The organism is Qipengyuania gaetbuli (assembly GCF_020171365.1).
GTDB classification, from domain to species: domain Bacteria; phylum Pseudomonadota; class Alphaproteobacteria; order Sphingomonadales; family Sphingomonadaceae; genus Qipengyuania; species Qipengyuania gaetbuli_B.
Window position 1 is genome coordinate 2,396,234 of sequence record NZ_JAIUZO010000002.1, and the last position, 12,212, is coordinate 2,408,445.

7 protein-coding genes are annotated in these 12,212 nt (G+C 59.9%); 3 read left to right on the plus strand and 4 right to left on the minus strand.

What is annotated here, in order from left to right:
* Positions 1-13: 13 nt before the first annotated feature.
* From LCL94_RS12385 to LCL94_RS12395, 3 genes are all read right to left on the minus strand, one after another.
* Positions 14-880 carry an alpha/beta fold hydrolase gene (locus tag LCL94_RS12385; RefSeq protein WP_412070783.1) on the minus strand — a complete coding sequence of 289 codons (867 nt, stop codon included), beginning with the start codon at positions 878-880 and terminating at the stop codon, positions 14-16.
* A gap of 31 nt (positions 881-911) precedes the next feature.
* Positions 912-2,600 carry a PHA/PHB synthase family protein gene (locus LCL94_RS12390; protein ID WP_222553519.1) on the minus strand — a complete coding sequence of 563 codons (1,689 nt, stop codon included), beginning with the start codon at positions 2,598-2,600 and terminating at the stop codon, positions 912-914.
* Positions 2,601-2,677: 77 nt separating this feature from the next.
* Complete coding sequence (locus LCL94_RS12395) at positions 2,678-3,985, minus strand: FAD-dependent oxidoreductase (protein ID WP_224832459.1); 1,308 nt, start codon at positions 3,983-3,985, stop codon at positions 2,678-2,680.
* 182 nt (positions 3,986-4,167) lie between these two features.
* Here LCL94_RS12395 and LCL94_RS12400 point away from each other — a divergent pair, with 182 nt between their 5' ends.
* The 3 genes from LCL94_RS12400 (at position 4,168) to lepA (ending at position 10,557) form a co-directional block, all read left to right on the plus strand.
* A complete protein-coding gene (locus tag LCL94_RS12400) occupies positions 4,168-6,396 on the plus strand; it encodes an EAL domain-containing protein (protein ID WP_224832460.1) in 2,229 nt (742 codons plus the stop codon).
* Between the two features lie 92 nt (positions 6,397-6,488).
* Positions 6,489-8,675 carry a putative bifunctional diguanylate cyclase/phosphodiesterase gene (locus tag LCL94_RS12405; protein WP_224832461.1) on the plus strand — a complete coding sequence of 729 codons (2,187 nt, stop codon included), beginning with the start codon at positions 6,489-6,491 and terminating at the stop codon, positions 8,673-8,675.
* Positions 8,676-8,739: 64 nt separating this feature from the next.
* Positions 8,740-10,557: a translation elongation factor 4 gene (gene lepA, locus LCL94_RS12410; RefSeq protein ID WP_224832462.1), complete on the plus strand. Its 1,818-nt coding sequence runs from the start codon at positions 8,740-8,742 to the stop codon at positions 10,555-10,557.
* Positions 10,558-10,592: 35 nt separating this feature from the next.
* Here the strand turns inward: lepA and LCL94_RS12415 are convergent, their stop codons facing one another.
* Positions 10,593-12,164, minus strand: a complete 1,572-nt coding sequence (locus LCL94_RS12415; RefSeq protein WP_224832463.1) for an ATP-binding protein — start codon at positions 12,162-12,164, stop codon at positions 10,593-10,595.
* Between the last annotated feature and the right edge of the window lie 48 nt (positions 12,165-12,212).

Below are 12,212 nucleotides of genomic sequence, written 5' to 3' on the forward strand. Positions count from 1 at the left end.
CCCGTTGCCCCGTTCAGGCGGCGCGGCTTAGTTCTTCGGGTGTCTCTGGCGCGTCGAGGAAGTCACGCAGCGCCTCCACGCTTTCGTCGGCATGGGTCAGCAGGAACAGGTGACCGCCGCCTTTCAGCACCTTGAGCTGTGAATTGCGGATAGCCGAGGTCAGGATCCTGCCGTTGATCAGCGGGACGATCTGGTCGTCGTCACCCATCATGATGAGCACTTCCTTCGAAAGGAAGGGCAGGGCGGGAAGGCTGGTCCAGCCGAGCATGGCGAGCAGCTGGTAGAGATAGCCACGCGGCGAAGGCGGCTTGAGGCGGCCGATATGGCTGTCCTTCTGGTGTGCCGCACCGTCACGGTCCACGCCGCCGTAAAGCGTGGCGAAGTGTTCGTTCATGAACTCGGGATCGATGTAGCGGCGCGGGTCCGCCATCTTGGACAGAGCCGCCGGATTGCCGGGCACCATCAGCATGCCCGGGGTCGTTGCGGCCAGCACGAGCCTGCGGGTGCGCTTGGGATGCTGGAGCGCGAAATGCTGCGCCATCGCGCCGCCCCAGGACACGCCCATCACGTCGCACAGCTCTACGCCGAGGTGGTCGAGGACCTGCGAGGCGGTCCAGCACATGGTGAAGGGGTTGTAGGGCATGACCGGGTCCGGGCTTTCGCCGGTGCCGGGCATGTCGAACATGACGAAGCCGCGCTCGGTCAGCATTTCGGCGAGCGGGGCGACCGCTTCGATATTGGCGCCGATGCCGTTGAAGAACAGGATTGGCGGGTGGTCCGATTTCTCGTCCAGTCGCCAGTGCGCAACGCGCAACGACCTGCCGCCTGCTTCGATCATCTCGACCGTCGCGGTCAGGCTTCCCTTGTTCGATGCGCTCACGTGTGTGTCCTGCAACCTGCCGACGGAAATGTCAGCACGCCTCCATAACGTAGAGACCGGGGGCGGGGTCCAGCGGTTCGTATTCCTTGTTCCCCAGTTTCGCGGGTGCTTTCTTCTGCTTGCCGGCGCGGGCCTGCACCCATTCCATCCAGTATGGCCACCAAGACCCTGAAACTTCTTCGGTTCCCTTCAACCACTCGTCCGCAGTGTCGGGCAGCTTCTTTTTCGGGTCCTTCTGCACATAGTAGCGCGCCTTGGGGTTTCCGGGCGGGTTGAGAATTGCCTGCATGTGGCCCGAGTGCGAAAGAACATAGGTAATGTCCTTCGAGCCGAAGAGCTGCGTCGAACGGTAAGTGGCCTTCCACGGGGTGATGTGGTCGGTCACGCCGCCGAGGATGAACAGGTCGCTCGTCACCTTCGACAAATCGACCTTGTGGCCGACCATTTCCACCTCGCCCTTCTTAGTGAAGGCGAGCGTTTCGAAGGCGTGCAAGAAATCACCCATCAGTGCGGCCGAGAGATTTGTAGCATCGGCATTCCAGAACAGCACGTCGAAAGCGGGCGGGTCCTGGCCGAGCAGGTAGTTGTTGATCACATAGTTCCAGATCAGGTCGTTCGGGCGCAACCACGCGAAGCCGCGCGAGAGGTCGTCACCCTTGATGACGCCCTTCTTGGCAGCGCGGCGCTTTGCCAGCGCGAGGCCGTTTTCGCTGACGAGCGAACCTGCCTCGATATCGTTCTGCTTGGGGTGCAGCACGCAGACCATGAGCGTGAGCGCGCCGAGTAGATCGTCCTTGTCCGAGGCCATCTTGCTGGCGAGCATCGATGCGGTCTGGCCGCCCGAGCAGCCCGCGGACACGTTCACCTTCTTCGAACCGGTGATCTTGCTGACCGCTTCCATCGCCTCGCGGCAGGAGCGGACGTAGTCGGTCATGTCCCAGTGGCCCTGTTCCTTGCTGGGGTTCTTCCAGCTGATCACGAAGGTCTGGATGCCGTTGTCGAGCTGGTACTTCACCACCGATTTTTCGGGCGACAGATCGTTGATATACATCTTGTTGATCTGCGGCGGGATGGTGAGCTGCGGGATCTCGTAGACCTCGTCCGTGGTCGGGGCATATTGCACCAGTTCCATCATCTCGGTGCGCAGGACGACAGAACCCTTCGATGTCGCGATATTTTCGCCCAGCTTGAACGGCTTCTTGTCGACCTGGCTGACCATGCCCTTGTTGTGGACCATGTCATCGTAGGCGTTCTTGAGGCCCTTGATCAGGCTGAGACCGCCGCTGGTGATCGCCATTTTCTGCGCCGTGGGGTTGCCGACCAGCGTATTGGTCGGGGCAAGCCCGTCGATGATGATATTCGAGATGAAACGGGCGCGGTCCTTTTCGAGCTCGTCGAGCTCGAGGTCCTCGAGCCATTTGGACGCGCCCTTCTGGACAGCAAGGTAGTACTGCATGCCGGCGCGCATGAAGGGGTTGTACTGCCAGGCCGGGTCCTGGAACCGCTTGTCTTTCGGATCGGGGGCAAGATCGCTCTGGCCGGTCATGATCTTGACCATGTCCTGACCCATGTCCTGACCGTGCTTCATCAGCCGCTGGGGGTCCGATGCCGTTTCACGCAGCATGACGGCGACCGCACCGAAGATATCCTCGCGCGTGAGGCCGATGAGCGGGCCAAGAGCGCTGGTGGACTGGGCGGCTTCGTCTTCGAGCTGTGCCATGGGTATTCCGGGTCCCTTTCGTTCGTTCTTATGTCGGTATCACTAAGCCAACACGTGCCGCTGCGCCAGCGTTCCGATTATCCGCGTGCTGCAATCATGTCGGCGATATCGACGAATTTCTCGCGCGGGGCGCCTTCGCGCGCTGCGGCGGCTTCGGCTTCCTCGATCTTTTGCCAGTCGCGGAAAGTCACGACGTCGAGCCCGCGAGCCGCTGCCAGTTCATCGAACCCCTCGCGCCCGAGCTTACGACCGCCCTGTCCGATGTCCTCTGCCACGAGGTCGATGACGCCATAGCCGTCGGGCCGGTTGGTGCCGATGGTGCCGGTAGGTCCGCGCTTGGCCCAGCCGACGCAGTAAAGGCCGGGAAGGATGCGGCCGTCGTCATTGGCGAACTTGCCCTGCCGTTCATCGAACGGGACACCTTCGATCGAAGAACTGCGATAGCCGATGCAGCTGATGACCAGGTCGGCGGGCACACGGTATGTCTCGCCGGTGCCCAGGGCGCGGCCTTTTTCGATTACGGTCTTTTCGACCTCGACCGCGCTGACCTTGCCGTCCTTCCCGACGAAGCTGACGGGGTTGGCGAAGAAATCGAACTCGATCCCGATCGGCGTTTCGCCATGGATACTGGCCGGGATCGCCGCGAAATCGCGCAGCAACGTAACCGATTTGCGCAGACCCGGCTCGAGGATGAGATCGTCGTCCACCGGCGGCAGGTCTTCGGGGTCGACCATCGGGCTGGCCCGTTCGAGATGCATCAGTTCGCCAAGTTCCTTGGGCGTCATCATGATCTGGTGGGGACCGCGCCGGCCGAGGATCGTCACCGTTTCAAGCTTCGACCCACGCAAGGCGGACAGCGCGTGTTCGACGATATCCGATCCCGCCATCTCTCCTTCTGTCTTGGACAGGATCCGGGCGACGTCGAGCGCGACATTGCCCATGCCGATGACAACCGCGTGCTTGCCCGAGAAATCAGGGTCGAGCGCGGCGAAATCGGGATGCCCGTTGTACCATCCGACGAAGGCCGCGCTGCCGAAGATGTTGCCGAGATCTTCCCCCTCGAGCCCCAGCTGGCGGTCATGTGGCGCGCCGGTTGCAAAGACGACTGCATCGTAGAGGTCCTGCAGCTCCGGCACGGTCACGTCGGTGCCGACAGTCACATTCCCGACGAAACGCACATTTTCCGTGAGTGCAGTCTTTTCGTAGCGCCGCGCAACCGCCTTGATCGACTGGTGGTCGGGAGCGACGCCGGTGCGGATCAGTCCGTAAGGTACCGGGAGCTTGTCGAAAACGTCGATACGGGCATCATCGCCCCACTTCTTGCCTGCCGCTTCTGCAGCGTAATAGCCTGACGGACCCGAGCCGATAATAGCGATGTGACGCATCTGCGGTCCTCTCCCCCGCTGAATGAGTAGCGACAATGCCTCCGTAAGCAGCACTGTGCAAGCATGCGCCAAGCCGCGCTCACAGGTCGGTTCGATGGTTATGCATTGGGTAAGTATTTTCGATTAGGAAACGCGCAACGCCCGGCCTGGATCGGGAAACGGGATTGCAATCGGATATTGGAATGAGCGGATTTTTCTCGAAACGGTCGAAAGCCAAGGCCGGGGCATCGGGCAAAGGCGGCAAGGTCGCCGCCGCCAATGATTCCGAAGCGCCCAAAATGCTCTCGCGTCTCGAACTGCTCGACAGTTTCGAGAATGCCGGGCTGGGCTGGTTCTGGGCCAGCGACAGCGACGGCCGCCTCATCTATCTCTCGCCTGCCGCACTCAAGGAACTCGGTTTCTCCGAGGATGACGTAGTGGGTACACCGCTGGCCGAATTCTTCCTGCAGGACGAAGAATGCACGCGCGAAGGCCGTCCGTTCAAATTCGTCGTTTCTGCGCGCGGTTCCATCTCGCACCATCCGGTGCAAATTGTTGGTGGCGGCAAGGAAAGCGGGCAGTACTGGGAACTGTCGGGCGTCCCCCAATACGATAGCGATCGCAATTTTCTCGGCTATCGCGGCAGCGCCAAGGACATTACCTCGACCCGTGCATCGCGCCTCGATGCAGAGCGTCTTGCCCAGTTCGATTCCCTTACCGGTTTGGCGAACCGCCATCGCATGAACAAGCGGCTGGAATCGACGCTCAAGGCGTTCCAGGCCTCGCAACGCAGCTGTGCGCTGCTGATGCTCGACCTCGACCGCTTCAAGCAGGTCAACGATACGCATGGCCATCCGGCAGGCGACGAACTGCTCAAGCAGGTCGCGAACCGTATCGAGCGGATCATCGGCAACAAGGGCGAAATTGCACGTCTTGGCGGTGACGAATTCCAGGTCATGCTGCAGGATATCGACGACCGTGCGGAACTGGGCGAACTCGCCGACCGCCTGATCAAGATGATTTCGCAGCCTTACCAGATCAAGAACACCCGCGTGTCGATCGGTACGTCGGTCGGCGTGGCAGTGTCACCGTTCGATGGCGTCGAGCCGGAAGAACTGGTCAAGGCAGCCGACCTTGCGCTTTACGGCGCCAAGGCCAAGGGCAAGGGCTGCTATCGCTTCTACAATGTCGACATGCGTGACGGCGCGCAGACACGCAACCGGATCGAGATGGATTTGCGGCAGGCGATCGAGGACGGCGACCTGCGCATGTACTACCAGCCGATTGTCAAGGCGAAGGATCACACGCTCCATTGCCTCGAGGCGTTGATGCGTTGGGAACATCCGGAGCGGGGCTTTATCCCGCCCTCGCAATTCATTCCGGTGGCCGAGGAAATCGGCATGATCACGGAACTGGGCGATTGGGCCTTGCAAGAGGTCTGCCGCGATGCAGCCAAGTGGCCGTGCGAACTGCGCGTTGCAGTCAACGTGTCGGCAATCCAGTTCGCCAATGACGACTTTCCCAAGAAGCTGAAGGAAGTGCTGCGCGAGACCGGAATGCCGGCACGCCGTCTCGAGCTCGAGATTACCGAGAGCGTTTTCGTTGGCGATGCTGACCGCACGCAGACCATGTTCGAGGAATTGAAGCGTATCGGCGTTCGCCTTGCGCTCGACGATTTCGGCACCGGCTATTCATCGCTCAGCTACCTGCAAAAAGCGCCGTTCGACAAGATCAAGATCGACCAGGCGTTCGTTCGCGGCGCGACCGAGAAGGGCAACAACAATCCGGCGATCATGTCTGCGATCGTGAACCTTGCCGAATCTCTCGGAATGGAGACCGTTGCCGAGGGCGTGGAAACGAAGGACGAACTGGACCTCGTGGAAGCGCGCGGCGCTAGCCATATCCAGGGTTTCATCTTCGCCCATGCCATCAGCAACTTCGAATTGCTGGAACGGCTGGAGAGCCAGCAATTGCAGTATGAGCCGCGCGGACCCGAACGCTTCCGCGCCGAGCGCAGGACCGTCTATCGCCGCGTCGGACTGATCCACGAAGACCACCGCTACCACGTGATGATGCGCGACCTTTCCAAGACCGGTGCGCGCGTCGAGGGGCTGCTCAACGTCCCCGTAGGTACTCATGTGGTGCTGGATCTCGGCGGTGGCCAGCTGGCGGTCGCGACGGTTCGCCGTTCGGACGAATTCACGCAGGGGCTCGAATTCGAGACGCCGCTCATCAGCGACGGCTCGGACGGGCTGTGTACGCGCCACCGCGTCTCGCCTTACGAGATTGCGGCAGCAGCAAACCAGCCTTTGGCGAGCCTGCCGGAAGATCCCTATGCCGTCCTCATGGCCGAAAACATCGCCAACGGGACGCGCAGGCAGTTCCTGGAAGTCGATACCAGCAACAAGCCGCGCAAGAAAAAAGCCGGTTGATCGGGGACATTTACGCTTGGTGTTAGGCTAAAAATAACCATTCCAGCCTAGACCTCGTAAAGAGAGTTCAACGTTTTCGAGGTCGACCCGCCATGGGGGCCATGCCCTTTTCCAACCTGTTTTCCTCGCGCAAGGACGCGGGCGATGTGGTGGGCCAGTGCACATTTGCGGTCTCCGACAAGGCGCGGATCGTCGACGAAATCGAAGCAAGCGGCGTGCTGGGCTTCTGGGCTACCGACCGTCAGGGCAACATCGCTTACATCTCCCCTGCCATCGCTGCACGCCTCGGTTCGACGCAGGATGAACTCATCGGCACCCAGCTGCAGCAAGTCCTCATCCCCATCGAGGGAGAAACGGATGGCCGTTCGCTTGGCCTGAAGCTCAATACCCGCAAATCCTTCGCGAATTTGTCGACACAGGCCCAGGCGCCGGGCAATGATGCGGTGCTTAGCCTTTCCGGCCGTCCGCTTTATGACGAGCAGACGGATTTTGCCGGTTTCCGCGGAAGCGTGGTCGACGTCACCGAGGAATTCCGCGCCGAGGAAGAGGCAAATCGCCTCGCCAAGTTCGATTCGCTGACCGGTCTCGCCAACCGGCACCGGATGGAGCAGCGCATAGATTCCACGTTGCATGCCTTCTGCGCTGCCAAGCGGACGGCTGCGCTGATGATGCTCGACCTCGACCGCTTCAAGCAGGTCAACGATACGCTCGGCCATGCCGCCGGTGACCAGCTCCTGCAGCAGGTGGCCGATCGCCTCCGCAGCGCTGTCGGTAGCCGCGGCGAGATCGGGCGTCTGGGCGGCGATGAATTCCAGGTCCTGATCCCCGACATGGACGATCGCGGTGAACTGGGCGAGATCGCCAAGAAGATCATCCAGATGCTCTCGCAGCCTTATTCTGTCGAAGAAGGCCGCTGCACTATCGGTTGCTCCGTCGGGGTGGCGATTGCCCCCTATGACGGCGTCAAGCGCGAGGAACTGACCCGTGCGGCAGACCTTGCGCTCTATGCCTCGAAGAACGGCGGACGCGGCCAGTTCCGCTTCTATGCGGCAGACCTCGAGCACGAGGCCAATCTGCGCAAGCGCATGGAAGAGGACCTCGCCAGCGCGATCGAGAACGGCCATTTCACCATCGAATACCAGCCGATCGTGGAACTGGGTTCGAACCGGGTGGTGGGCCTTGAGGCCAAGTATTCGTGGGAAGACGAGGATCGCGGCCGTGTCTCGCCAGACACTTTCCTCCCGATTGCAGAGGGCAGCCGCCTGATCGTGCCGATCGGCGAATGGGCCCTGCGCCGTGCTTGCGGGGACGCGGTGAAATGGCCGGGCGACCTGCGCCTTTCGCTCAATATTTCTCCCGTCCAGTTCGAAGCCAACGGCTTTGCCGACCTTGTCGGGCAGATCCTGGAAGAGACCGGCCTCGACCCTTCGCGGCTCGAACTTGAACTGAACGAATCTGTCCTGCTCGGCGATGCATCCAAGGTCGATGCAGTCCTCAGCCAGCTGTTTAAGCTGGGCGTTCGTCTGACTCTCGACCAGTTCGGCACGGGCATGTCCTCGCTCGCTTATCTGCGCCGGGCTCCGTTCAATACTCTCAAGATCGGAGCGAAGTTCTTCGAGCCGGTGCTCGGCAACGACCTCGGGGACATGGACCTCGTGCGCGCGGTAGTGGCTCTGGCGAATGCGATGGGAATGGAAACGGCCGCTTCGGGCGTGCACGCCCTGCCGTTGATGGAAGAGCTGCACCATCTCGGCGTGAACCAGGTGCAGGGGTTCGTCTTCTCCGACGCCATCGGCCACGAAGCCGTCATGCAGGAAATCACGAGCGGCGAGTGGGTGCTCAAGCCCACCGACCAGGGAAGCCAACGCGCCAATCGCCGCACTGTTTTCCGTCGCATCGGCCTTATCCACGAAGACCACTATTACGACGTGACGCTGCGCAATCTGTCGCGCACCGGCGCCATGATCGAAGGGCTTGAAGACGTGCCGGTGGGCACGATGTTCGTGCTCGATTTCGGTGGCGGCCAGCTGGCTGTCTGCACCGTGCGCCGGACGATGGGGGATACGCAAGGTCTGGAATTCGAGCAGGAACTGGTCGACGACGGGGCAGGCGGCTTGTGCACCCGGCACCGTGTCAGCCCGTACGAACTTGCTGTTGCCGGTGCTCCCTTGCAGGCCCTTCCGGCCGGCAAACACGCCATGGCGGACCAGGCGCCGGCCAATGCCGGTTTCGCCAAGTTCAAGCTCTCGCCCAACGCGCCAAGCCAGAACCAGAACTGAGCGCGTTGCAGCGCTCTAATTCCGGCTGACAGCGCAGTTTTGCGCCGCTAAAGGCGCTGGCGTAATGACTGACCTTTCCAAGATCCGCAATTTCTCGATCATCGCCCATATCGATCACGGAAAGTCGACGCTCGCCGACCGGCTGATCCAGTTCACCGGCGGCCTGACCGACCGCGAGATGTCCGAGCAAGTCCTTGATAACATGGACATCGAGAAGGAACGCGGCATCACCATCAAGGCGCAGACCGTGCGCCTCAACTACACCGCCAAGGATGGCGAGACCTATGAGCTCAACCTCATGGACACGCCCGGCCACGTCGACTTCGCCTACGAGGTCTCGCGCTCCCTGGCCGCGTGCGAGGGCGCTCTGCTGGTTGTCGACGCCGCGCAGGGCGTGGAAGCCCAGACGCTCGCCAACGTCTACCAGTCGATCGAGCACGACCACGAAATCGTCCCCGTCATCAACAAGATCGACCTGCCCGCCGCCGAACCAGACAAGGTCCGCGCCGAGATCGAGGACATCATCGGCCTCGACGCATCGGACGCCGTCCTCACCTCGGCCAAGTCCGGCATCGGCATCGAGGACACGCTGGAGGCGCTCGTCGCCCGCATCCCGCCGCCGCAGGGCGACCGCGACGCGCCGCTGAAGGCCATGCTGGTCGACTCATGGTACGACCCCTACCTCGGCGTGGTCATCCTCGTGCGCGTGATGGACGGGGTCATCAAAAAGGGCCTCAACATCAAGTTCATGCAGGGCGGCACGCAGCACCTGATCGACCGCGTCGGCTGCTTCACCCCCAAGCGCACCGACCTGCCCGAACTGGGGCCGGGCGAGATCGGCTTCATCACCGCGCAGATCAAGGAAGTCGAACAGGCCCGCGTCGGCGACACCATCACCACGGTGAAGGGCGGGGCGGACAAGGCGCTGCCCGGCTACAAGGAAGTGCAGCCGGTGGTCTTCTGCGGCCTCTTCCCGGTCGACGCGGCCGAGTTCGAGAAGCTGCGCGAAAGCATCGGCAAGCTGCGCCTCAACGACGCCAGCTTCAGCTACGAGATGGAAAGCAGCGCCGCGCTGGGCTTCGGCTTCCGCGCCGGCTTCCTCGGCCTGCTGCACCTGGAGATCATCCAGGAACGCCTCAGCCGCGAATACGACCTCGACCTCATCACCACGGCCCCGTCCGTGGTCTACCGCGTGCACCTCGCCCATACCAAGACCGAAGATGCCAAGGTCATCGACATCCACAACCCCGCCGACTGGCCGGACGTGAACCGGATCGACATGGTGGAGGAACCGTGGATCAAGGCGACGATCTACACGCCCGACGACTATCTTGGGCCGATCCTGAAGCTGTGCCAGGACCGCCGCGGCATCCAGACCGACCTCACCTATGTCGGTGGCCGCGCGCAGGTGACCTACGAGCTGCCGCTGAACGAGGTGGTGTTCGATTTCTACGACCGCCTGAAGTCGATCAGCCGCGGCTATGCCAGCTTCGACTATGAACAGATCGGCCTGCGCGAAGGCGACCTCGTGAAGATGAACATCCTCGTCAACAACGAGCCGGTCGACGCGCTATCGCTGATCGTCCACCGCGCCGTGGCGGAAGAACGCGGTCGCGGCATGTGCGAACGGCTGAAGGACCTCATCCCGCGCCATTTGTTCAAGATCCCGATCCAGGCCGCGATCGGCGGCAAGATTATCGCCCGCGAAACTATCGCCGCCCTGCGCAAGGACGTCACCGCCAAGTGCTACGGCGGCGACATCACGCGCAAGAAGAAGCTGCTGGAGAAGCAGAAGAAGGGCAAGGCCCGGATGCGCGAGTACGGAAACGTGAGCATCCCGCAGGAGGCGTTTATCGCCGCGCTGCGGATGGGGGAGGAGTGAAGAAGGCGTGTACTTCTAGAGCTTGTAAGGATCTATTAGTCCAGATCTGCTCCGAATAGCCTTTCCACGATGCGATCTGTCACGGCTTTATACGTTATTATGTCTTCATCGAGAATGTTAACTGTTGCGCGTTCATGAATTAATTTATTGCGCAAGTTCGCGTAATGACGGGCGAGGTCGAGGTCGCGCTTCGGTACTTTCGTGAGGGCTTCAATTTCCTTCAGTACTTTGTCTCTACTTTTAAAGAGATCGGCGATCTGGCTGTCAGAAAAATACTTCTTCTTCTGATGGACGAGGTACTCTTTCAAAGATATTTCAAGTGTACTGTCTAAGACAATAAGGGCCACGCGATTCTTTGTCTGATACCTCCGCCTAAATATGATTTCTGCAAGGCCGACGGCCTCAATAAGGCCTCTGACCCAAGGCTTTTTCCGGAAGAGTGCTTCGTTCTGATCTAAGATTCTCTCCGGGTAGTTTTTTTGCCTTCCCCGTGGAACAGGTAGGGCTACAATTTCTTTGCCGGTCAAACCTGGCTTGAGTTTTTTGGTTGAGAGGTTTCCGCTCTTATACGCGTAAACCTCACCTTCGCGATCACCCTTAAGCCTTCGAGATATCGTCGAATAGCGTGTAGCGAGAGCAAATATCTCTTCTCGAATTTCTAAGTAGGCCGGGTGGCTCCAATTAATGCCGCTTTTGCTTGAATTCCATGGCATCTGCGTTGGCATCCCTGTCAGCTCAACGATGACACGACAAAGGGATGCATCTGGGTGCGGGACGCCAGCGAATTTCTGCATGAAACCCACATGGTGACTCTTCTCATGCGAGAGGACCAAGCGCTCGTTGCAGTAGAAGTATACGCCATAGTTTCGATCGGAGGGGTCGCGGTCAAAAGTTAAACCACCTGTGATTTTCACTTTCACCTTTTTGGCATCGACGCCGAAAGGTCCGATCTCGCCAGTGTGCTGAACTGGTGAATAATCAGGTGGAAATGCCCATTGGTCGAACGCAACGGCCTCTACATGTTCGCCATTGAATTCCAGGCGGCACTTGTCAGAAATGAACTTCCCGTATGTTTCAGCAAGATGCTTGCGAAGACTTTTTACGCCATCGGCATCAAATCCTTGCCTCATCTTAGAAATACGAACAGTTGTAGTATTGGCTGCAATGTTTTCTGATTCATAAACATCAACATTCCAGTCATTTTGACTAAGCCATTTATCGGACAGTTCGAATTCGAAAGTCTTGCCCTGTTTATGCCTCGTTTTAATCTCTACGAGTTCGCCAAGCGCAATTCCGGCACGCTTCCCACCGACCCCGAAATTTCCAATGAGGCCTTCTTGGATCTTCTCTCGACTTGCCCCGGGGGCGACAAGGAGCTGCAAATCGTCCTTGCTTACACCCCCTGCATTGTCGCTGATAACAATCGTTTGTCGGTCTAAATTGACGCGGACGCCTATTTTGAGAATGTTCCTACGTCCGCCATCGATCCAATGGTCGATCGCGTTGTCTACCAATTCGCAGATAGCTGTCTTGATGTCATAGTCAGCAATGATGGATAGAAAAAGGCGCTTCTGCGGTGTTGCGTCGACATGGATAAGCTCTGACATTTTGTCCCCAATTAAAAATCCACTTGTACAATATGATGCAAATAAAGA

Bases quoted from the DNA above. Each gene is read 5' to 3' on its own strand.
- LCL94_RS12415 (WP_224832463.1), bottom strand. From the start codon at position 12,164: ATGTCAGAGCTTATCCATGTCGACGCAACACCGCAGAAGCGCCTTTTT.
- LCL94_RS12390 (WP_222553519.1), bottom strand. From the start codon at position 2,600: ATGGCACAGCTCGAAGACGAAGCCGCCCAGTCCACCAGCGCTCTTGGC.
- lepA (WP_224832462.1), top strand. From the start codon at position 8,740: ATGACTGACCTTTCCAAGATCCGCAATTTCTCGATCATCGCCCATATC.
- LCL94_RS12405 (WP_224832461.1), top strand. From the start codon at position 6,489: ATGGGGGCCATGCCCTTTTCCAACCTGTTTTCCTCGCGCAAGGACGCG.
- LCL94_RS12400 (WP_224832460.1), top strand. From the start codon at position 4,168: ATGAGCGGATTTTTCTCGAAACGGTCGAAAGCCAAGGCCGGGGCATCG.
- LCL94_RS12395 (WP_224832459.1), bottom strand. From the start codon at position 3,985: ATGCGTCACATCGCTATTATCGGCTCGGGTCCGTCAGGCTATTACGCT.